The 20,672-nt window shown below is 70.9% G+C and carries 18 protein-coding genes; 13 read left to right on the forward strand and 5 right to left on the reverse strand.

All coding sequences use genetic code 11. The features are described 5' to 3' along the window. Positions 1 to 366 precede the first annotated feature (366 nt). From ACIPSJ_RS42860 to ACIPSJ_RS42910, 11 genes are all read left to right on the forward strand, one after another. Entirely contained in the window at positions 367 to 561 is a 195-nt protein-coding gene (locus tag ACIPSJ_RS42860; protein ID WP_359222292.1) for a ferredoxin, read from the forward strand. A gap of 28 nt (positions 562 to 589) precedes the next feature. Continuing rightward, on the forward strand, positions 590 to 1,837 hold the full coding sequence (locus ACIPSJ_RS42865) for a cytochrome P450 (RefSeq protein WP_401354249.1): 1,248 nt from the start codon (positions 590 to 592) through the stop codon (positions 1,835 to 1,837). Between the two features lie 2 nt (positions 1,838 to 1,839). Next, complete coding sequence (locus tag ACIPSJ_RS42870) at positions 1,840 to 2,640, forward strand: SDR family NAD(P)-dependent oxidoreductase (protein ID WP_401354251.1); 801 nt, start codon at positions 1,840 to 1,842, stop codon at positions 2,638 to 2,640. Continuing rightward, positions 2,637 to 3,653, forward strand: a complete 1,017-nt coding sequence (locus tag ACIPSJ_RS42875) for an LLM class F420-dependent oxidoreductase (RefSeq protein ID WP_401354254.1) — start codon at positions 2,637 to 2,639, stop codon at positions 3,651 to 3,653. Before ACIPSJ_RS42870 ends, ACIPSJ_RS42875 begins: the two co-directional genes overlap by 4 nt. A 13-nt stretch (positions 3,654 to 3,666) precedes the next feature. After that, positions 3,667 to 4,833: an amidohydrolase family protein gene (locus ACIPSJ_RS42880; RefSeq protein ID WP_401354256.1), complete on the forward strand. Its 1,167-nt coding sequence runs from the start codon at positions 3,667 to 3,669 to the stop codon at positions 4,831 to 4,833. Between the two features lie 45 nt (positions 4,834 to 4,878). Beyond that, positions 4,879 to 6,090: a M24 family metallopeptidase gene (locus ACIPSJ_RS42885; protein WP_401354259.1), complete on the forward strand. Its 1,212-nt coding sequence runs from the start codon at positions 4,879 to 4,881 to the stop codon at positions 6,088 to 6,090. Then, positions 6,080 to 7,204: a M24 family metallopeptidase gene (locus tag ACIPSJ_RS42890; RefSeq protein WP_401354262.1), complete on the forward strand. Its 1,125-nt coding sequence runs from the start codon at positions 6,080 to 6,082 to the stop codon at positions 7,202 to 7,204. The genes ACIPSJ_RS42885 and ACIPSJ_RS42890 overlap by 11 nt, the downstream gene beginning before the upstream one ends. A 79-nt stretch (positions 7,205 to 7,283) precedes the next feature. Beyond that, positions 7,284 to 8,258: an enoyl-CoA hydratase/isomerase family protein gene (locus ACIPSJ_RS42895; protein ID WP_401354265.1), complete on the forward strand. Its 975-nt coding sequence runs from the start codon at positions 7,284 to 7,286 to the stop codon at positions 8,256 to 8,258. After that, on the forward strand, positions 8,255 to 10,603 hold the full coding sequence (locus tag ACIPSJ_RS42900) for a CoA transferase (RefSeq protein WP_401354268.1): 2,349 nt from the start codon (positions 8,255 to 8,257) through the stop codon (positions 10,601 to 10,603). The genes ACIPSJ_RS42895 and ACIPSJ_RS42900 overlap by 4 nt, the downstream gene beginning before the upstream one ends. An 86-nt stretch (positions 10,604 to 10,689) precedes the next feature. Continuing rightward, positions 10,690 to 11,001 (forward strand): hypothetical protein, encoded by a 312-nt coding sequence (locus tag ACIPSJ_RS42905; protein WP_401354270.1) that lies wholly within the window; start codon positions 10,690 to 10,692, stop codon positions 10,999 to 11,001. A gap of 5 nt (positions 11,002 to 11,006) precedes the next feature. After that, positions 11,007 to 12,479, forward strand: a complete 1,473-nt coding sequence (locus tag ACIPSJ_RS42910) for a class I adenylate-forming enzyme family protein (protein WP_401354273.1) — start codon at positions 11,007 to 11,009, stop codon at positions 12,477 to 12,479. A gap of 102 nt (positions 12,480 to 12,581) precedes the next feature. On the opposite strand, the gene ACIPSJ_RS42915 is transcribed toward ACIPSJ_RS42910, so the two are convergent. Next, a complete protein-coding gene (locus tag ACIPSJ_RS42915; RefSeq protein WP_401354276.1) occupies positions 12,582 to 14,213 on the reverse strand; it encodes an MFS transporter in 1,632 nt (543 codons plus the stop codon). 349 nt (positions 14,214 to 14,562) lie between these two features. Between ACIPSJ_RS42915 and ACIPSJ_RS42920 the strand changes: the two genes are divergently transcribed. Next, positions 14,563 to 15,030 (forward strand): hypothetical protein, encoded by a 468-nt coding sequence (locus ACIPSJ_RS42920; protein ID WP_401354279.1) that lies wholly within the window; start codon positions 14,563 to 14,565, stop codon positions 15,028 to 15,030. Positions 15,031 to 15,259: 229 nt separating this feature from the next. Here ACIPSJ_RS42920 and ACIPSJ_RS42925 read toward each other — a convergent pair whose 3' ends face one another. From ACIPSJ_RS42925 to ACIPSJ_RS42940, 4 genes are read right to left on the reverse strand one after another with little or no spacing between them, the layout of a single operon-like run. Next, the gene (locus ACIPSJ_RS42925) at positions 15,260 to 16,117 is read right to left on the reverse strand and encodes a sugar phosphate isomerase/epimerase family protein (protein ID WP_401354281.1); all 858 of its coding nucleotides are present in this window, start codon (positions 16,115 to 16,117) and stop codon (positions 15,260 to 15,262) included. 19 nt (positions 16,118 to 16,136) lie between these two features. Continuing rightward, positions 16,137 to 16,916: an SDR family NAD(P)-dependent oxidoreductase gene (locus ACIPSJ_RS42930; RefSeq protein ID WP_401354284.1), complete on the reverse strand. Its 780-nt coding sequence runs from the start codon at positions 16,914 to 16,916 to the stop codon at positions 16,137 to 16,139. After that, on the reverse strand, positions 16,913 to 17,926 hold the full coding sequence (locus ACIPSJ_RS42935) for a sugar phosphate isomerase/epimerase family protein (RefSeq protein ID WP_401354286.1): 1,014 nt from the start codon (positions 17,924 to 17,926) through the stop codon (positions 16,913 to 16,915). Before ACIPSJ_RS42935 ends, ACIPSJ_RS42930 begins: the two co-directional genes overlap by 4 nt. Positions 17,927 to 17,978: 52 nt before the next feature. Beyond that, entirely contained in the window at positions 17,979 to 19,160 is a 1,182-nt protein-coding gene (locus tag ACIPSJ_RS42940; RefSeq protein WP_401354288.1) for a Gfo/Idh/MocA family protein, read from the reverse strand. Between the two features lie 182 nt (positions 19,161 to 19,342). Between ACIPSJ_RS42940 and ACIPSJ_RS42945 the strand changes: the two genes are divergently transcribed. Next, the gene (locus ACIPSJ_RS42945) at positions 19,343 to 20,380 is read left to right on the forward strand and encodes a LacI family DNA-binding transcriptional regulator (protein WP_401354291.1); all 1,038 of its coding nucleotides are present in this window, start codon (positions 19,343 to 19,345) and stop codon (positions 20,378 to 20,380) included. Positions 20,381 to 20,672: the final 292 nt, after the last annotated feature.

Consider the following 20,672-nt stretch of genomic DNA (forward strand, 5'->3'; position numbering starts at 1 on the left):
CCGCGTCCATGTACGCATCCACGTCCGCGGCCACGACAGCTCCGGCGGACGTCCATGACGCCCCCTCAAGAGAATTTGAATCAATCGATTGACTTAGCAACGGAGCGGGAGTTCACTCAGAGGCGCGGTCGACGGAACCCGATGCGGACGGGCCCGGCGGTCGCGTGCACGCCACCCGATCGCCGGTTCCGGCACCCGGGTGATGGCGGCCGCGGGACCGATCCCAGTCGGTCCTTCCCTTGCCCGGACGATTCTTGACGGAGCGTCAGTTCGTCATGGCTCCCCTCCGCCGGGATCGGCGGCCGCGCACCACACAACCACCCTTCTCACAGCGCCGTTCGGCCTGAGGGCGACGAGGAGCAGCCAGTGAAAGTGACCGTCGACCAGGACAGGTGCGTTGCGGCCGGCCAGTGCGCGGCCACCGCGCCCGACGTGTTCGACCAGCGTGACGAGGACGGCGTCGTCGTCCTGCTGACCGACGCCCCGGCAGCCGACCGCGTCGACGACGTCCGTCAAGCGGCCGCCGTCTGCCCCGCGCTGGCGATCCACGTCGAGGACTGACAACCCCGCAGACACCTTAAGGATGGACATGTCCGACGCACTGTCAGACGTCCCGACCGGCACGGAGGCGCAGGTCCCCGCGTGGCCGTTGCCGCGCGCGGCGGGTTGCCCCTTCGACCCGCCCCCGGCCCTGCGGTCACTGACCGCCGAGAAACCGCTGGCAAGAGTGCGGATCTGGGACGGCAGCACCCCCTGGATCGTCACCGGTCACGCCGCGCAGCGGGAGTTGCTCGCCGATCCCCGGGTCAGCGTCGACGAACGGCTGCCGGGCTTCCCGCACTGGAACGAGGGCATGGCGGCCGCGGTCGCGTACCGCCCACGGTCCGTGTTCAACTCGGACGCCCCCGAGCACAGTCGCTACCGGCGGATCATGACCGGCCCGTTCACCATGAAACGGGTGCAGGCGCTCCGGCCCGCCATCCAGAAGATCACCGACGACCTCATCGACACGATGCTGGCCGGTCCGGCCCCCGCCGATCTCGTGGAGGCCCTGGCGCTTCCGCTGCCCACACTGATGATCAGTGAGCTGCTGGGCGTGCCGTACGAGGACCACGCCTTCTTCCAGGAGAACGCCGCCCGCGGGATCTCCCACCACGTGTCCGCCGAGGAGAGCATGCGGACGTTCGGCGCACTCAACGAGTACCTGATGCGCCTGGTCGAGAAGAAGGCCGCCGAACCCGCCGACGACGCGCTGTCCGACATCGCGGCCCGTGTCACCGCCGGTGACATCACGGTGCCCGAGGCGGCGATGATGGGCCTGGGGCTGCTGATCGCCGGGCACGAGACCAGCGCCAACATGATCGGGCTGGGCACGGTCGCGCTCCTCGAACACCCCGAACAGCTGGCGGTCCTGCGCGAGACCGACGATCCGCAGGTCGTCGCGGGCGCGGTGGAGGAACTGCTGCGCCACCTCGGGATCATCCACGGCGGACAGCGGCGGATCGCCAAGGACGACATCGAGATCGCCGGGGAGACCATCCGCGCCGGCGAGGGCATCATCGTCGAGCTCTTCAGCGCCAACCGGGACGCCGCTGTGTTCCCCGATCCCGACCGGCTGGACCTGCACCGCGCCAACGCCCGTCACCACAACGCGTTCGGCTTCGGCATCCACCAGTGCGTCGGTCAGCAACTGGCCCGGGTGGAACTCCAGATCGTCTTCGGCACGCTCTTCCGCCGCGTCCCCACGCTGGCCCTTGCCGTACCGGTCGACCGGATCGAGTTCAAGCACGACCGGCTCGCGTACGGGGTCTACGCGCTGCCGGTCACGTGGGAGTGAGCATGATGATGACGGAGGAACCGCCGGGAAGGGTCGCCGTCGTCACCGGCGGTGCCGCGGGCCTGGGCCGCGCGACGGTCGAGCGGCTGCTGGAGGACGGTTTCCGGGTCGTCGTCGCCGACCTGGACCGGGACTCGGGTGAGTCCCTGGCCAAGGAGTGCGGGCCGGACGTCCGCTTCCGGCACACGGACGTCGCGGTCGCGGAGCAGGTCCGGAGCCTCGTCGGCTTCACGGTGGCCGAGTTCGGCGGGCTGCGCCTCATGGTCAACAACGCCGGCGTCTCGGGGAGCATGAGGATGAGCATCCTGGACGAGGACTTCGCGGACTTCCAGCGCGTCTTCGCGGTCAACCTGCTCGGCGTGATGACGGGCACCAGGGAGGCCGCCCGGCACATGGCGGAGAACGGCGGCGGCGCGATCGTCAACATCAGTTCCGTCGGGGGTGTCCAGGCCGGTCCCGGGGTGCTGTCCTACCGCGCCTCGAAGGCCGCGGTCATCCACTTCACCAAGTGCGCGGCGCTCGACCTCGCCGAGTACGGCATCCGGGTCAACTGCCTGGCGCCCGGCGGCATTCCGACCCGGTTGCTCGCCTCCGCGACCGCCGACGACGAGATGGCGAAGAGGATCCGCGCCCACATGGCGGCCACCCAGCCCCTGCCCCGGGTGGGCACCCCTCAGGACGTCGCGGAAGCCGTCGCCTATCTGGGCGGCGACCGTTCCCTGCACCTCACCGGCACCGTGCTCACGATCGACGGCGGCGCCACCGCGGGCCAGAAGCCCCTGCGTCCGGCACGCGTGCCATGAAGGTCGACGGCGCCTGGGGCGGCTCCGACGTCGTAGCGCAGGCCAGGCACCTCGAACAGGAGGGCTACGACGGGCTGTGGGCCTCGGAGGCGGGCCACGATCCCTTCCTCCCCCTGCTGTTGGCGGCCGAGCACACCGAGCGCCTGGAGGTGGGCACGGCCGTCGCGGTGGCCTTCGCCCGCTCCCCCATGCAACTCGCCTACACCGCCCACGACTTGCAGTCCTACTCCGGAGGCCGCTTCCTGCTGGGCCTGGGCAGCCAGGTGAGACCTCATGTCGAGCGGCGCTACTCGATGCCCTGGAGCAGGCCGGCGGCCCGGATGCGGGAGTACGTCACCGCACTGCGCGCGATCTGGTCCGCCTGGAACGACGGAACGAAGCTGGACTTCCGCGGGGACTTCTACACCCACACCCTGATGCCCCCGTTCTTCACCCCGGCGCCGGTGCCGTCCGGGCCGCCGAGGATCCTGGTCGCCGCGGTCGGCGAGGCGATGACGACCGTGGCGGGCGCGACGGCGGACGGCCTGCTGCCCCACGCCTTCACCACCGCGCGCTACCTGCGCGAGGTCACCCTGCCCGCGGTCGAACGCGGCCTGCGGTCCGCCGGCAAGACCCGCGACGACTTCTGCGTCAGTCATCTCCTGCTCACCGCGACCGGCCGCACGGAGGAGGAGCTGGCCCACGCGGTGGCGGAAACCCGGCGGCAGATCGCCTTCTACGGCAGCACCCCGTCCTACCGGGGCGTCCTCGATCTGCACGGCTGGGGCGAACTCGGCACCGAACTCACCTCGTTGTCACGGGACGGCCGATGGGAAGTCATGGGCGCGCTCATCGACGACGAGGTCCTGAACGCCTTCGCGGTGGTGGCCGAACCCGACCGGCTGGCCGCCGAGATCCACCGGCGCTACGGCGCGCTGGTGGACCGGATCTCCTTCTACACCGCCTACGAGACCGACGACGAACTCTGGACCCCCGTGGTCAAGGAACTACGAACGATCCCGCACCACCGATGAACGGAGGACACCGATGTCCACCCAGCAGTCCACTCTCTACCCCGCCGAGGGCTTCGGCCCGCCCAAGGAGCGGCGCGGTCACGCCGACGTCTCGTCCCTGGGCCTGCCGCCCGGCACCGAGGTGTTCTCCGCCGACAACCACATCTCGCTCGCGGAGGACATCTTCCACGACAAGTTCCCCGAGCACCTCAAGGACCACGCCCCGCGGGTCTGGTACAAGGACGAGGCCTACGAGCTCGGTGTGGGCGGACAGTCCTTCCTGCCCGGCGAGTTCAGCGCCGTACTCATGCAGTACGACCCCCTGGAGGGCGCCGGCACCGACAACATCGAGGGCCGCATCCGGGAACTGGCCTCGGACGGCATCGCGAAGGAGCTGGCGTTCCCCAACGCGATGCTGGCCCTGCTGCCCTACCCCGACAAGACGATCCGCGAGCTCTGCTTCCGGATCTACAACGAGTACATCGCCGGGGTGCAGGAGCGCTCGGACGGCCGCTTCCACGCCGTCGGGCTGATCAACTGGTGGGACGCAAAGGGTGCTCGGACGACCCTTGAGGAGCTGAAAGGCCTGGGCATCAGGACGTTCCTCATGCCGCTGTCACCGGGCACGGACCACGACGGCAACCCCATCGACTACGCGAGCACCGCGATGATCCCCGTCTGGGACGCGATCGAGGAATCGGGGATCCCGGTCTCCCACCACATCGGTGAGACCCCCTTGAAAGCGCCCTGCGAGGTCAACTCCATCACCGTCGGCATGATGGTCAACGTGGCGCCGTACCGGGAGATGTTCGGCAAGTACGTCTTCAGCGGCATCATCGACCGGCACCCGGGCCTGCGCGTCGGCTGGTTCGAGGGCGGCGTGAACTGGGTCGCCTCCGCCCTCCAGGACGCCGAGCACCTGCACGCCTCCTACCGGCACATGCTGGACCGGCCGTTGGACCACGACGTCCGGCACTACTGGGACCACCACATGTACGCGTCCTTCATGGTCGACCCGCTCGGTCTGCGGCAGCTGGACGACATCGGGGTGGACCGGGTCATGTGGGCCGCCGACTACCCGCACAACGAGAGCACCTTCGGCTACTCGGAGAAGTCCATCGGCATGGTCGTGGACGCGGTGGGCCCCGAGAAGGCCGCCCGCATCGTCAGCGGCAACATCAAGGAATACCTCGGTCTGTGACGACGGACAGGAGCGTGGCGCCATGACATCAGCGAAGAGGCGGCCATGACCGTCATCGACATCCCGGCCGAACCGGATCTCGCGCGCATGGGCCGGGAACGCGGCGCGCGGCTGCGCACGGCCATGACGGATCAGGGCGTCGACGCCCTGATCCTGCTCGGCAACACCGCGGTCGGCTACGCGACCGGGGTGAGCTGGCCGCTCGGCGACTCCGGTCTGGCCCACGTGGACCGTCCCGTCGCCGTGGTGCTGGCGGAGGATCCGTGGCCGCATCTGTTCATGCCGTTCCGTGAGGGCGCCACAGCGGACTCCCCGCTGCCCCACGACCACCTTCACCCGCCCGTCTACCTGGAGTACGACGAGGGAGTGCGGACCTTCTCCGCCGTGCTCGCCGACCTCGTACCCGCCGGGGCCAGGGTGGCGGCCGACGAGTTGACCGGCGCCATGCGCCGCGCGCACAAGGAGCTGTTCCCGGGCGGGCCGCCCGGCGACGCCGCCATGGTCCTGGCCGTGGCCAAGCTGATCAAGACCCCCGACGAACTGGCCTGCGTCCGTACGGCGCTGCGCATCACCGAGCGGGCCATGGCCGACGTCGAGCGGTCGCTGGCACCGGGCATGCGCCAGATCGACCTGTCGGCCGGCTTCGTGCGCCAGGCCTTCGAACACGGCGCCCAGGCCAACGTCCTCGACCCGATCTGGCAGGTGATGCCCGCCTCCCGGGCGGCCGGGGTGTGGACCACCCACGGCGACCTGGCCCTCCCGCTGCTGACCACCGAACGGGAGCTGGTCAAGGGCGACGTGCTGTGGACCGACGTGAGCATCACCTACGCCGGCTACTGCTCCGACTTCGGGCGCACCTGGGTCGTCGGGCAGGACCCGGACCCGCGCCAGCGGGCGCAGTTCGGCAGGTGGTGGGAGATCCATTCCGCGGTGAAGGACGTGCTGCGGGCGGGCGTCACCGCCGCCGACCTGACCAGGGCCGCCATCCGCGCCAACGGCGGTTCCAAACCCTGGCTCCCCCATTTCTACCTGGCCCACGGCATGGGCGTGGACCCCGCCGAGATGCCCTTCGTCGGCACCGACCTGGGCGAGGAGTTCGACGAGCAGCTGGTCCTGGAGACCGGCATGGTGCTCGTCCTCGAACCGGTCGTCTGGGAGGACGGCACCGGCGGCTACCGCAGCGAGGAGGTCCTCGTGATCGAGGAAGAGGGCTTCACCGCCCTGACCGACTACCCCTACACCCCCTATGGCGACTGAGGTCCTGCCGGACGACCGTGCTCTCCGCGTCGGGCGGCGGGAGCGCGCGCTGGCCCACATGACAGCCCATGACCTGGATGTCCTCGTCCTCGGCCGGGAGGCCAACGTCCGCTATGTCACCGGAACCCCGGGGCTGTGGACCGCGGGGACCCGTCCCTTCGCCCCCGCCGCCGTGCTGGTCCGTGCCACCGGCGCCGTCCACGCGCTGATGACCTGGGACGAGGGGGTACCCGACGACATTCCCCGGACGCACCTCTACGGCCTGACCTGGAACCCGATGAACTGGGTCACGGCCCTGCAGGGCATCGAGGGGACGGCCCAGGCCCGGCGGGTGGGTACGGACACCATCTCGCCGCTCTTCCTCCAGCTGCTGCCGATGGCGTTCCCGGCGGCCGAACTGGTCGACGGCGAACCGGCGATGCGGGCCGCCCGCCGGGTCAAGACGGCGGACGAACTGGCCGCTCTCCGGCAGGCCCTCGCGGTCGCCGAGGACAGCCTGGCCAAGGCGGTTGCCGAGCTGCGGCCGGGCGTCACGGAACGGCATCTGTCCGGCGTCCTGCTGGAGGCCGCGGCGGCCGGCGGCGTGAGCACTCCGGCCACCCAGGAAGTGGCCTGGGTGACCTCACGGGAGCACCCGTGGCGCAAGGTGCGCGGGGACGCGCCGGCGGGCCCAGGTGACCTCGTGGCCTTCACCTCCGGAGTCGTCGCCCGCGGATACATCGGCGAGGTCGCGCGTACCCGGGCGGTCGACGGCGGGGACACGGCCGGCACCCGTGCCCTGTACCGGCGTGCGGACGAGCTGTGGTCGCTGCTCCTCGACGCCTGCCGGCCGGGGGCGCAGGCCAGTGACCTGCTCGCCGCGTACGACACGGCCGGGGAACCGCTGCCCCCCATGCCCGTCGCCCGCGGACTGGGCCTGGGCTTCGACCCGCCCGTGGTCACCGCCGGGCTGCCGCTCACCGCGACCGAGGAACGCCTCGAACCCGGCATGGCGCTGGCCGTGACCGGCTACGTCTGGCAGGAGGGCGTGGGCGCCGTCCTGGTCCGCGAGGCGGTGCTCATCACCGCCGACGGACCCGAACCGCTCACGTCGAGTCCCGTCCGGACACCGTAGACCGGCGGGTCGGGGCCGTTGCCCCGCGCCCCCGACCCGCCTCTCGCTCCCGTACCCGGCCGGGGAAAGGACCCCGCACATGGCTGACAGCAAGCGTCCCTCGGCGCAGGAGATCATCCGCTACGAGAAGGACTCCCGGACGAAGATCGCCACCCTCACCCTGGACCGCCCCGACGCCCTCAACGCACCCACCGCGGCAGCCCGGCTGCGCTTCGCGGACCTGCTGCACCGGGCGAACGTCGACGACGAGGTGAAGGTGCTCGTGATCCGCGGGGTCGGCGACGACCTCGGCTCGGGCGCCGACATCGAGGAGACCATGGAGATGCACGGCGCGCCGACTGCCGGACCGCTCCTGGCGGAGCAGGGCATCGGCGCGGACGAGGACGTCCGTTATCCCCCCAAGGGCTCGTACCGCTACGGCGGAGTGCCCTCCCAGTGGTACGCGCACCCCCAGGGCGGCTGCCGCAGCCTCCAGGACTTCAAGAAGATCAGCATCCTGGAGGTCAAGGGCTACTGCTACGGCTGGCACTTCTACCAGGCCGCCGACGCCGACCTGGTCATCTCGTCCGACGACGCCCTCTTCGGCCACCCTTCCTGGCGCTACATCGGCTGGGCTCCCCGGATGTGGACCTGGGCGCAGACGATGGGCCTCAGGAAGTTCCAGGAGATGGTCTTCACCGGCAGGCCGTTCACCGCCCAGGAGATGGACTCGTGCGGGTTCGTCAACAGCGTGGTCCCCCGGGACGAGCTGGAGGCCGAGGTGGAGAAGTACGCGCTGGCCTGCGCCCGCACCCGGCCCACCGACACGGTGTTCATGCAGAAGGTCTTCTTCGAGATCTTCAAGCAGCACCAGGGCGAGTACATGGGCTCGCTGCTCACCGGCCTCTTCGAGTCGATCGGGGGCATCGCCCGGGCCGACACCGACGACCTGATGCTCGACGAGGACACGGTCGGCGGCGGAATCGCCAACGCGGTCCGGGGCAACGACGACCGTTTCCCCCCGGAGTTCCGTCTCAGCAAGTCGGGCCGGGAGCGGAAGGAGCGGGACACATGAGCCCGACTCCGCTGGACGACTGGGTCGTGCTGGACCTGACCACGGGAATCCCCGGCGCCTACTGCACCAAGCTCCTGGCCGACGGCGGAGCCCAGGTCGTCAAGGTCGAAGCGCCGCAGGGCGATCCGCTGCGCCGCTGGTCGGCCTCCGGGGCAGCCGTCCCACCCGACGGCGACGGCGCGCTGTTCAGCTTCCTGGCCTGCTCGAAGGAGAGCGTCGTCATCGGCCCCGGCGACCTGGACATGGTGCGTGACCTGCTGGAATCCGCCGATGTGGTGGTGTGGTCGTCGGGCTCTCCGGTCGCCGGCCTGTCGCCCCGGGAGATCCACCGCGACCATCCGCACCTCGTCGTCACCTCCATCACCCCGTTCGGCATGGTCGGCCCCTGGAGCGACCGGCCCGCCACCGAGTTCACCCTCCAGGCCTGGTCCGGCGGCATCATCGGCCTGGGCCGCGGTGACCCGGGCCGGCCACCGGTGTGCGTAGGCGGACAGGCCGGGGACTGGGTGTCGGGGGCGTACGCCGCCGCCGCGACGCTGGCCGCCCGGCTGCGCGGGCCGGGCGAGCTGGTCGACCTGTCGATGCTGGAGGCGCACATCCTGGCGCTGACCTACCACCCGGTCACGTTCTTCGACATGCTGGACCGGCCGTGGCAGGCGACCCGCAGACTGAACATGCCGGGCGTGGCCACGGCCAAGGACGGTCTCGTCGCTCTCGGGTGCGCGACGGCCCAGCAGTTCTTCGACCTCTGCGCCATGGTCGGCCACCCGGAGTGGATCGACGAGGCGAATCCTTTCTCGATCATCCAGCGGGCCACTGAGGTGGCCCCGGTGATCCAGGACTGGATCGCGGGCCGGACGGTCGCCGAGATCCGTGAACTGGCCACGGCCTTCCGGATCCCCAACGCGGCGGTGGTCAACGGCGCCAACGCCCCCGCTCTGGACCACTTCACCGAGCGGCACGCCTTCCTGGCGAATCCCCGCGACGGCTTCCTCCAACCGGCTCCTCCCTACCGGCTGGCGCCCGCTCCGCTGCGGCCGCCCGGACCCGCCCCGCGGCTCGGGGAACACTCCAGCATCAGCCGTGCACCACAGCGGCGGGATCCGCTGCCCTTCGGTGGTCTGCGCGTCCTGGACATGACCGCCTTCTGGGCCGGTCCGTCGTGCACGCACCTCCTCGCCATGCTCGGTGCCGAGGTCATCCACCTGGAGTCCACCACCCGGCCCGACGGAACGCGGCTGATCGCGGGCGTCCCACCGACCGTGGACCAGTGGTGGGAGATGTCACCGATCTTCGCCGGCCTCAACACCGGCAAGAAGAGCCTCACCCTGGACTTCGGCACCGAGCGCGGGCGGGAACTGCTTCGCAGGCTGATCGCGACCTGCGATGTGGTCGTCGAGAACTACACGCCCCGGGTCCTGGACCAACTCGGCCTGGACTACGCGGCGGTGAAGGACCTCCGCCCGGACGCGATCATGGTCCGGATGCCCGGCTTCGGCCTCGACGGACCCTGGCGCGACCACGCCGCCTTCGCCTTCGTCATCGAGGACGCGTCGGGACTGACCTGGCTCACCGGTCATCCGGACCAGAACCCCGTCGAGCCCTACTCGATCGGCGACCCCAACGCGGGCGTCCATGCCCTCAACGGCCTGCTGCTCGCGCTGGAGCACCGGCGCCGCACCGGCGAGGGCGTTCAGGTGGAGGCTGCCATGGTCGACGCGGCGCTCAACGTGGCCGCCGAACAGGTCATCGAGTACTCGGCGTACGGCAAGCTCCTGGAACGCACCGGGAACCGGGGACCGGCCGCGGCCCCGCAGAACCTCTACCGCACCGCCGACACCGACGAGTTCGGCGGCACCGACTCCTGGGTGGCGATCGCCGTGGCCGGCGACGAGCAGTGGGAGGCGCTGCGCGAGGCACTCGGCCGGCCCGACTGGGCGACGGACCCGGACCTGTCGACCGCCGACGGGCGGCGCGCGCACCACGACGGCATCGACGAGCGGCTGGCCGGCTGGTGCCGGGAGCGCGGCGCGGACGAGATCGTCGACCGTCTCTGGTCCGCGGGCGTCCCGGTGGCCAAGGTCCTGCAGCCGCACCGCCAGGGCGAACTGGAGCAGCTGCGTCACCGCGGCTTCTTCGAGGAACTCGACCACCCCGTCAACGGAACGGCCCGCTACAGCACTTGGCCGGCGCGCTTCTCACGGGGACCCGAACGCCTTCATGTCCGGCCCGCTCCGCTGCTGGGCGAGCACAACCACGAACTGCTGTCCGGACTCGGACTGACGGAGGCCGAGATCGCCGCCCTGGAAGCGGACGGGGTCATCGGCCGGGCACCGGCCCGATAGAAGACCCGACTGCAGACCCGGCAGAGACCGCGCAGCAGACCCCGCAGCAGACCCCGCAGCAGAAAAGAAGAGAGGAACGAGTCGCGATGACACCGCGCATCGGGATGATGCTCACGAGCACCGTGGACCACACCAGCGTGGTGGTGGTCCGCTGGGCGGCCGGTGACCAGGAGGTGACCTGCGGGGGCGCGCCGATGGTCGACACCACGCGGACGGACCCGGCGCCCCAACGGCCCCTGGACCCGGACCAGTCGGTCGGAACACTGCTCGGCAAGCGCTATGCCACCGAGGACGGCACCGTCGAACTGCTCTGCACCAAGCCCGGGCAGGGCACCCTCGCGGTGGGCGGTGTGCCGCTCGTCGTCAAGAGCGCCAAGCCGCTGCCGGCCTCGGACTGACTCCCGTGGATCTCACGATGCTGCTCGGCATGGCGGCCGAAGGATTTCCCGACCGCACCCTGGTCGGCACGCTCACGGCCCGGGAGCTGCGCACCGCGGCGAGAACCGGCGCCGGCCTCATGGCGGAAGCGAACGCCCCGTCCGTCGTGTACCTCGCGGTGAACGGCCCCGCCTTCCCCGTGGCCCTGTTCGCGGCCGCGGCGGCGGGGCTACCGTTCGTACCGCTCAACTACCGGCTGGGAACGGACCAGTTGGCAGCCGTGCTCGCACAGCACCCCGGGGCCTGGGTCATCGCCGACGACCGGCACGCCCCGCTGGTCTCCGCACGGCACTCCCCGCGGTCGTGGCTGGAGTCGACGGCCTCCCGGACACTGTCACCGCCGGATCGCGTCCCACGGGACCCGGCCGTCATCATCTACACCAGCGGAACCACCTCCGCCCCCAAAGGCGTGCTCCTGCGCCACGACAACCTCGTCTCCTACGTCATCGGCGGCGTCGAGTTCGGCAGCGCGCCGCCGGACGAGGCGTCGCTGATGTGCGTACCGCCGTATCACATCGCCGCCGTGTCCAACGTCCTGACGAACGTCTACGCCGGCCGCCGGCTGGTCGTGCTCGACACGTTCTCGGCGGACCGCTGGCTGGAGCTCGTACGGACCGAACGTGTCACCAACGCCATGGTGGTGCCGACCATGCTGGCCCGCCTCATGGAGGAGCCCGAACACGAGGTGCCGACGCTGCGGACCCTGGCGTACGGCGGGGCCGCCATGCCCCCTCGCGTGATCGAACGGGCGCTGCGCGCCTGGCCGCACGTCGGGTTCGTCAACGCGTACGGGCTCACCGAGACCAGTTCCACCATCTCCGTCCTCGGCCCGGACGACCATCGCGAGGCCGCCGCGTCCGAGGACCCCGAGGTACGGGCGCGACTGCACTCCGCCGGGCGCCCGATCCCCGGCGTCGACCTACAGATCCGCGACGCCTCCGGGGCGGCCGTGCCGACGGGGACGGCCGGGCGGGTGTGGGTGCGCGGCGCGCAGGTCTCCGGAAGGTACGCCGGGACCGCGCCGGGGACGCCGGAGGCGGGCGACGAGTGGTTCGACACCCGTGACCTGGGCCGCCTCGACCGGAAGGGGTTCCTGTTCGTGCTGGGCCGACAGGACGACACCATCATCCGGGGCGGCGAGAACATCGCGCCCGCCGAGATCGAGGACGTCCTGCTGCGCCGGCCCGGAGTGGCGGACGCGGTCGTGGTCGGCGTACCCGACGAGGAATGGGGACAGCGCATCGAAGCCGTCGTCGTCCCCGCCCCCCGGGCCGCGCTCGACGCCGAGGAACTGCGGGCCGAGGTCCGACGCCGGCTGCGCGGCTCGAAGACGCCTGACCGGATCGTCGTATGGGCCGAGATACCCCGCACCGCGACCGGAAAGGTGCTGCGCCGGGACATCACCGCGGAGTTGAGCAGGACAGAGCCGACCGGCTGAACGACGTCGTGGCGAATTCCGCCCGCGGGTGACCGGCACCCGCGGGCGGAATTCGTCTTTGTTCCCATGACTCTTCCCGCGCCGTGTCCGGCGCGGGGACAGTCAGCTCTGCAGGCCGCCCGTGGCCGGTTTCCGGTACTGCCGCATCAGCAGGCCGACCACCAGGCCGACCAGCGCGACACCGGCGAAGATGAGGAACAACCGGGTGTAGGCGGTTTCCGTGGACAGCTGTGCCAGCGCACCGCTTTGCAGCTTGGTGTCCGATTCGTGGCCGGGTGTGCTGACGTGCAGCACCAGCGGATGGGCGGCCATGACCGCGGCCGCGACGGCCGTCGCGGTGGCGCTGCCGAAGCTGCCGAACACCCCGTACATCCCGGCGCCCGCCCCTTGCTGTTCCTGGGGTACCGCCTCGATGAGCATGTTGGGGACGGTGCCCAGGAAGATACCCGCGCCCACGCCCAAGGGGAGGGCGCAGAGGGCGAGTTGCAGCGTGCTGCCGTGGAAGTAGTACAGCAGCAGGCTGCCGAGGCCGAAGAAGAAGGCGCACGCGGCGGCCGGCAGCCGCAGTCCGAACCGGGTGGCCGACCAGCCGGTGAGCGGCGCCACCAGCACGTACAGCACGGACATGACAAGCAGGATGCGTACCGTGAACTGGAACAGCGTCAGGTTCAGACCCGGCAGCTCACCGTGGACCGTGAAGAACTGCTGGATACTGGCGAGGGGTGCGCCGGACTGCTGGGCCGCCTGCTGGGCGGCGCCGACCGCGACCTGCTGCTTGAGCGCCTCCCCCTGGGCACCGCCGGGTCCCTCGGCGAGGTAGCCCAGCAGGTAACTCAGACCCTGCGTACAGACGTTGAGCAGGAACGCCCACACCAGCAGGGATCCCAGCCGCGAGGAACGCAGCAGGGCGGGGCTCATGATCGGGTCCGGTGCCCGGGTCTCCCAGGCGTAGAAGAGCACGAGCAGCACCAGGCCGCCGATCAGCCAGGCCAGGCTGGTGCCGCGGCCCCAGCCCCAGTCGCTGCCCCGGCTGAGATAGACCAGCACCAGCGCGATGCCGGCGCCGAGCAGCACCGTACCCAGGTAGTCGAGCCGGGACCGCACCCGCAACCGGGTCTCCGGCACGAGCAGAAGCATCAGCAGCCCCGTCACCACGCTGTACAGCGTGCAGAACCAGAACAGGGACCGCCAGCTGTAGTGGTCGGTCAGCGCGCCGCCCGCGAGCGGGCCGAGGACCGCGCCCACCCCGGTGCCGCCGCCCGCGACGGCGATGGCGACGGCGACCATCCGGCGCGGCACCAGGTCGCGGATCAGACCGTACGAGATCGCGAGCACCGGGAACGCCAGCCCCTGCAGGGCGCGGCCCACGAGCAGCACCGTCCAGGAATGGGTCAGGGCGTCCACCGCGGAGCCGATCGTCGACAGCAGCAGGCACACGAGGATGACCCGCTTCTTGCCGACCATGTCGGACAGCTTGCCGGCGACGGGTACGGCGACTCCGCCGACCAGCGCGTACAGCGTGTTCAGCCAGGCCAGCTGGCTGCCCGCAGAGGGAAAGTCCGGCCCGATGAGGCGCACGGACATGCTGATGAACGAATAGTGGAACGGGACGATCTCGGTCGCGGCGACGATCGCCAGGACGATCATCAGGACGCGACGTGGTGACGCGTCCTCCAGACGCCCGGTGTCGACCTCTTCGGTCGGCTCCGTGACGCTCGCGGGCCCGATGGCCATGTGTGTCTCCCTTCGCCCACCCCGTAGGGCCCGATGGAGCCCGGTGGGAAATGCCCACCATGGTCCTGAGGTTCGGTACGGGAGGCTCGGGGCGGTCCCGGCCACTAGGACCGGTCGTACGGAGCCGTTCGGGCCGGGTTCCGGGCCGGTCGGCCGGGGCTGCCGCCGACAGCGCTCCCCCGCACGATCCCGCTCATCGGGAGCATCCCGGGTGGCCCCCGTGTGACCCACGAGTGAATGAGTGGCCCCCACGGACCCCGACGGGGACGCCGCCAAGAGCCGCCCACGTCCAAGGTGTCCCCGTCGGCAGTCCCGGGTGCGCTCCACACCCCCCATTGAAGGAGATCTCATGAAACGCGTGACGCCAGGCATGGTCATGGCCCTGTTGACAGGGGCGCTCGTCGCGGGCAGCGCGGTGCTGGCGCCGTCCGCGGCGGCTGTCACCCCCACCACCGCCACGGTCGACTTCGACTGCGGTTCCTACGGGTCGGGCACGGCGTCGTTGACCGCCGCCCAGGACGGCACGTCCGCGACGATCACGGTGACGCAGCCCGCGCTCACCAGTCCGGTCGACATCCCCGCCGGCTCCGTCACCTCCACGCTGACCCTCACCGACGGCTCGGCCACCACGACGTTCACCGGAAGCTCCAACCCGGACGTCGCGGCAGGCGACCCCGTGTCCACCGGCCCTCTCACCGGTACCGTCGCGTCCGGCGACAGCCTCAGCGCCGGCGAACTGTCCGTCACCGTCTTCGGCCGGACGGCCTCCTGCACCGCCACCTCGGCGCAGGCCCCCGGCCCGTTCGTCTTCGACTGAGACAGCGCCTCCCCGCTGTCCCGCCCCGGCGGCATGACCGCCGGGGCGGCTGCGCGTCCTGCCCGCTCAGCCCGCGCCACCGTCCTCGATGCCCGCGCAGGTACGGGGGGCTGAGACGTCAAGCTGTCAGGCCGGCCGCCCCCGCCCACAGACTCGGCACTGATGGCGTCGCCTCCTCCGTCTCGGTGAGGCAGTCGGCGTCAGGGTGGGGCCGCTCGACCGGCGGAGGTCACTTCCAGGTGGCCAGGCGTTCCTTGATCTTCTCGCGCATGAGGACGGAGGACTCCTTCGCCTTCTCCTCCCAGGCGAACACGCAGGCGGTGAGGGTGCCGTCGAAACCGTTCGTCTTCAGCGCGCGGAACAGCTCGTCGAAGTCGACCTCGCCCTCCCCCATGTTGAGGTGCTGGTGGATGCGCGCCTGGGTGCCGGGCGGGTTGAGGATGTAGCGGTTGCCGGAGGACGCGGTGTGGTCGAAGGCGTCGGCGAGGTGGACATGGGTGAGGAGGTCGCCCGCGTACTCGATGATGCCGGGGGCGTCGTTGCCGATGTGGAAGGTGTGCGGGGCGCAGTAGAGGAAGGTGACGTCGGGGTGGTTGATGCCGCGGATGAGGTTGACCGCGTCGTAGCCGTTCTCGACGAAGTCGTCGGGGTGCGGCTCCAGGGCGAGCTTGATGCCTTCCTGCTCGAAGAGCGGGAGCAGTTCGTCCATCGACTTCCAGAACTGCGCCTCGCTGCGGTCGGCGTCCTCGGGACGGCCGTTGAACTCGGAGATCATGCTGGTGACGCCGAGGTCGGCGGCGATCTGGATGGACCGCTTCCAGTAGCGCACCGCTGCCTGACGGGCATCCTCGTCCGGGCCCGACCAGCGGAACAGGGGCAGCATGGAGGAGATGCCGACGCCGGCCGCGCCCAGCTCCTTGCGGAACTTGCGCACGGTGGCGTCGTCGACACGCGGATGCCGGAAGAAGGGGATGAAGTCCTCACGGGGAGAGAGTTCGATCCACTCGTAGCCCAGCTCGGCCACCACCGCGGGGAGTTCGAGCAGGGGAACGTCACGGATCATGTACGGGTCGAGGGCGATCTTCATGGCTGGGTACTCCTTGGTGTCATAGAGGTCGGGGCGTGCCGCTGGAGGCGCTGGTGCCGCCGTCGACCGGGAGCACGGCTCCCGTGATGTAGCCGGCGTCGGGGCCGGCGAGGAACAGCACGGCACGCGCGATGTCCTCCGGCTCGGCGACCCGGTCGAGCGCGACCCGGTCGAGGAGCCGTGCCCTGAACTCCGGGTCGTCGAGGCGCTGTCGCGTGAGCCGGGAGATCGTGAAGGCGGGCGCGACCGCGTTCACCCGTACCCCGTCGGCCCCGACGTCGAGAGCGAGGCTCTGCACGAACGCGTTGACCGCCGCCTTGGTGGCGTTGTAGGCGAACTGGCCCCAGTCGCCCCGCAGTCCGGCGATGGAGGACACCGCCACGAAGTTGCCGCGGGTGGCACGCAGCAGTGGCACGGTCAGCCGGGCGAGGCCGAGGACCGAGTCGAGGTTGACCGAACGCAGCCGCTCCCAGGCGGAGTCGTCGAAGGTGTCGATGCGGCTCGGTTCGCTGGTACCGGCGTTGGCGACCACCACGTCCAGCCGGCCGAAGCGCTCGGCGACCGCGGCCACCGCACGCTCCAGCGCGCCGGCGTCCGTCACGTCGGCGCGAAGGACCTGTACGCGCTCGGCGTCGAAGCCGGTCACCGCCTCCCGCAGCGGTTCCGGGTGGCGGCCGAGCACCGCCACGCTCGCCCCCTGTTCCAGGAAGGCGCGCGCGGTCGCCCGGCCGATCCCGGTCCCCGCCCCGGTGACCAGGACGACCCGCCCCTGGTACGGATACCGGGCCCAGGCGATCATGACCGCAGGGACTCCTGGAGTGCCGCGTCGGCCGCCTTGAGCACCCCGGCGGCGACCGCGACGCCCTCGACGCGGCCGAGTTCGGTGTCCTCGTGCTCGATGTTGACGAGCATGTCGGGGTCGACCTCGTGCAGGGCGCGCAGGAACTCGGTCCAGTAGGCGACGTCATGCCCCTTGCCGAGGGCGACGAAGTCCCAGGCGGACTCCTTCGGCCACTCGTTGGCCCACTCGTCACCGCCGAGGTTGGTGCGCGGCTCGTCCGGCGACAGACGCCGGAAGCTGTTGTCCAGCACCCCGTTGAGGGCGGCGTACTCGGGGTTGATCCGGACGTCCTTGGCCGCCGCGTGGAAGACGAGCTCGCCGAGGTGGCGGACGACGGCGACCGGGTCCATCTGCTGCCAGAACAGGTGGGAGGCGTCCAGCTCGACACCGACGTGCGTCGCGGCGGTGAGGTCGAGGAGCTTGTGCACGTCGGCGGAGTTGAAGATCAGGTTCTGCGGGTGGAGTTCGAGCGCGACCTTGACGTCGTGGTCACGGGCGAGCCGGTCGGTCTCGCGCCAGAACTCCGCCGCGACCTTCCACTGATGGTCCAGCACGTCCAGGGCCGCGGAGTTCCACGCGTTGACGACCCAGTTGGGGCGGGAGGCACCCGGCTCGCCGCCGGGGAGCCCGGACATCGTCACGAGCCGGTGCTGGCCGAGGCGTTCGGCCAGGCGGATCGAGCGACGGATGTCCTCGGCGTGCTTCTCGCCGATGACCGGGTTGGGATGCAGTGGGTTGCCGTTGGCGTTCAGGCCGGCGATCGAGACGCCGGTGCCCTCGAACAGGCCGAGGAAGTCGTCCCGGGCGGTGTCGCTGACGAGGATGTCGTCGAACGCCGGGACGTGTACCGGCGGGAGGAAGCCGCCGGTGTTGATCTCCAGGCCGGTCAGGCCCAGGTCGGCCACGACCTTGATCGCTTCCGGCAGCGGCCGGTCGTGCAGGATCGCGTTGTAGAGGCCCAGCTTCATCGTGTGTTTCCTCGGTCCTTCTCGGGGGTGGAGGTGGGGCGAAAGGCTCGGGTCACGGGACGGCGACCGCCGCACCGCCGGCCGCGGCGGAGGCGACGATCGCGTCGATGACGCGCAGGTTGTGCAGGCCCTCGGCGAGGGTCGGGCAGGGCGGCAGCCGGTCCAGGCCCGCGATCTGCTCCAGGAAGGCGCGGGCCTGCCAGACGAAGAACTCGTGCTGGCCGTGCCCGACGCTCGGGAAGTCCATCGGCAGACCGCCCGCGATGTAGGGGTGGCCGGGGCCGACCACCACGCGCCGGTAGCCGTCCACGGGGTCGGTGGCCGCCGCGTCGGCGAGGGTGAACTCCGCGGCGCGCGACAGCTCGAAGGTCGCCGCGCCGCCCCGCGTGAACACCTCGAAGCCCAGCGAGTTGGCGAGTCCCCGGGCGATCCGCGAGACGGAGAACGTGCCGACGGCACCGGAGGCGAAGGTCGCGGTGAAGGTGGCGATGTCGTCGTTCTCGACCCGCTCGCGCTCCTGGCCCACCGCCACGTCCGCCGAGTGCCCGACCGCGGTGCCCAGCGGGACGGGCCGCTCGCGCACCTGCGTGGAGAGCACCGCGCCCTGCACGGTCCGCACCGGCCCGCAGAAGTACTCGCCCAGGTCGATGAGGTGGCTGCCGATGTCGGACAGCGCGCCGGAGCCGGGGCCGCCCCGGTAGCGCCAGCTCATGGGCGCGTCCGGGTTGTGCCCGTAGTCGCACCAGTAGTGGCCGTTGAAGTGCTGGACCGGACCGAGCGAGCCCTCCAGCACCTGCTGCCGTACGGCGTTGATCGCGGGCGCCCGGCGGAAGGTGAACCCGGTCGCCGTCACGAGGCCGGTGCCCTCGGCAGCCTTCACCATCGCCTCGGCGTCGGCCACGGACGGGGCGAGCGGCTTCTCGCACAGCACGTGCTTGCCCGCCGCGAGCAGCGCCTCGACGATCTCGCGGTGCAGGTGGTTGGCGACCACCACGCTCACCGCGTCGACGTCGTCGGCCTCGACGATCGCCCGCCAGTCGGTCTCGGCCCGCTCGTAGCCGTAGCGGCGGGCGGCGTCCCGGGCGAAGGGCTCGTGGGCGTCGGCCACGGCGACCAGCCGGACCTCGGGCAGGCCCTCGGCGTACAGGGTCGCCGCCTGCCGGTAGCCGTTGAGGTGGGCGCGGCCCGCCATACCGGCTCCGATGACCGCGACCCCGATCGGCCTTGTGCTCATCGTGGTTCCTCTCCGGCGCGACGCCGCGCCGTGGCTAAGAGCGTGGAGACCGGCAGTCGTGGATCCGGGTGTGTTCCGGACGAAGCGGCCCAGGGTTCGTTTAAAGCGTTTTAAGTCCTGGTACTATCGGTGGCGTCACAAGCAGATGTCAAGGGTGTTGCCCCGAAGCCGCTGGAGGTCGCGTGGACGAGTTCGGCTCCGACGTCCCCGAGCGCGGCAACGGTGCGGCACCGCGCCCCCGCCTGGAGGACGTCGCCGCACGCGTCGGCCTGTCCACGGCATCGGTGTCCCTGGTGCTCCGCGGCGTACCGGGGCCCAGCCGGAACACCCGGCAGCGGGTCCTGAAGGCGGCGGCCGAGCTCGGCTACCGCCCGAACCGCACCGCCAGCGCCCTGGCCAGCAAGCGCAGCCGGCTGCTCGGGGTCATGATCGACATCCACAGCGCCTTCCAGGCCGAACTGGTCGAGCACCTGCACACGGCCGCCGAGGAGGTCGGCTACGACCTCGTCCTGAGCACTCAGACCAGGACCCGTGACGAGAACACGGCGATCGACACCCTCCTGGCCTACAGCTGCGAGGCACTGGTCCTCATCGGACCGGTGGCCCCCGTCGCCACGCTCGCCGAGCTCGACCGCAAGGCTCCCGTCGTCTCGGTGGGACGTCGTGTCGTCGGGGCGGGGCTCGACGTCGTGCGCAGCGCCGACGACGACGGCGTCGGCCAGATCGTCGACCACCTGGTGGGCCTCGGGCACCGGTCGATCGCGTACGTCGACGGCGGCAGGGGCGTCATCGCCACGGACCGCCGCCGCGGATACCGCAACGCGATGCGCCATCACGGTCTCGACGCGCAGATCAGGGTCCTCCACGGAGACGTCACCGAGGAAGCCGGCAACAAGGCCGGCCGGCTCCTGCTGCACGGCGGCGACCTGCCGACCGCCGTGGTGACCTTCAACGACCGGAGCGCCATCGGCGTGCTCACCGCCCTCTGGCAGGCGGGAGTCTCCGTCCCCGGCGACGTCTCCGTCGTGGGTTACGACGACAGCCCGCTGTCCCGGCTGACCTGCTTCGATCTGACCACGGTCAGCCAGGAGGCCGAGGAACAGGCCCGCCACGCCGTCCGAGCCGCCGTCGAGCGCCTCGATCACGGACGCACCGAGCCGCGCGAGATCGTCCTCGCCCCCTCACTCGTCGTCCGCGGGACGACGGCACAGCCTCGCTGACCCCGCCGACCCGCTCCACGCAGGACGGCATGCGGTACGCCTCGCAGCCGTGCGCCGCGAGCGCCCGGGGCAGAAATATGTGGCAAATACAGCTTTTCCCGACCGGACAACGGGACGACGCGCATTCGCGAGCAGAGCCTTGACACGTGCCTGAAACACCAGCATGCTCTGGCCACCGCTTAAAGCGATTTAAAACATCGCGGATCCGTCACCCGTCCCGCGACGAGCCGTTTGCACGGACTGCCGACATGTCCGGCCCGACCAGGCAGAACACCAGGTATCGCGGACTTTC

The organism is Streptomyces sp. NPDC090088, assembly GCF_044747345.1.
Lineage (GTDB): Bacteria > Actinomycetota > Actinomycetes > Streptomycetales > Streptomycetaceae > Streptomyces.

Bases quoted from the DNA above. Each gene is read 5' to 3' on its own strand.
- ACIPSJ_RS42865 (WP_401354249.1), top strand. From the start codon at position 590: ATGTCCGACGCACTGTCAGACGTCCCGACCGGCACGGAGGCGCAGGTC.
- ACIPSJ_RS42870 (WP_401354251.1), top strand. From the start codon at position 1,840: ATGATGATGACGGAGGAACCGCCGGGAAGGGTCGCCGTCGTCACCGGC.
- ACIPSJ_RS42875 (WP_401354254.1), top strand. From the start codon at position 2,637: ATGAAGGTCGACGGCGCCTGGGGCGGCTCCGACGTCGTAGCGCAGGCC.
- ACIPSJ_RS42880 (WP_401354256.1), top strand. From the start codon at position 3,667: ATGTCCACCCAGCAGTCCACTCTCTACCCCGCCGAGGGCTTCGGCCCG.
- ACIPSJ_RS42885 (WP_401354259.1), top strand. From the start codon at position 4,879: ATGACCGTCATCGACATCCCGGCCGAACCGGATCTCGCGCGCATGGGC.
- ACIPSJ_RS42890 (WP_401354262.1), top strand. From the start codon at position 6,080: ATGGCGACTGAGGTCCTGCCGGACGACCGTGCTCTCCGCGTCGGGCGG.
- ACIPSJ_RS42895 (WP_401354265.1), top strand. From the start codon at position 7,284: ATGGCTGACAGCAAGCGTCCCTCGGCGCAGGAGATCATCCGCTACGAG.
- ACIPSJ_RS42900 (WP_401354268.1), top strand. From the start codon at position 8,255: ATGAGCCCGACTCCGCTGGACGACTGGGTCGTGCTGGACCTGACCACG.
- ACIPSJ_RS42905 (WP_401354270.1), top strand. From the start codon at position 10,690: ATGACACCGCGCATCGGGATGATGCTCACGAGCACCGTGGACCACACC.
- ACIPSJ_RS42915 (WP_401354276.1), bottom strand. From the start codon at position 14,213: ATGGCCATCGGGCCCGCGAGCGTCACGGAGCCGACCGAAGAGGTCGAC.
- ACIPSJ_RS42920 (WP_401354279.1), top strand. From the start codon at position 14,563: ATGAAACGCGTGACGCCAGGCATGGTCATGGCCCTGTTGACAGGGGCG.
- ACIPSJ_RS42925 (WP_401354281.1), bottom strand. From the start codon at position 16,117: ATGAAGATCGCCCTCGACCCGTACATGATCCGTGACGTTCCCCTGCTC.
- ACIPSJ_RS42930 (WP_401354284.1), bottom strand. From the start codon at position 16,916: ATGATCGCCTGGGCCCGGTATCCGTACCAGGGGCGGGTCGTCCTGGTC.
- ACIPSJ_RS42935 (WP_401354286.1), bottom strand. From the start codon at position 17,926: ATGAAGCTGGGCCTCTACAACGCGATCCTGCACGACCGGCCGCTGCCG.
- ACIPSJ_RS42940 (WP_401354288.1), bottom strand. From the start codon at position 19,160: ATGAGCACAAGGCCGATCGGGGTCGCGGTCATCGGAGCCGGTATGGCG.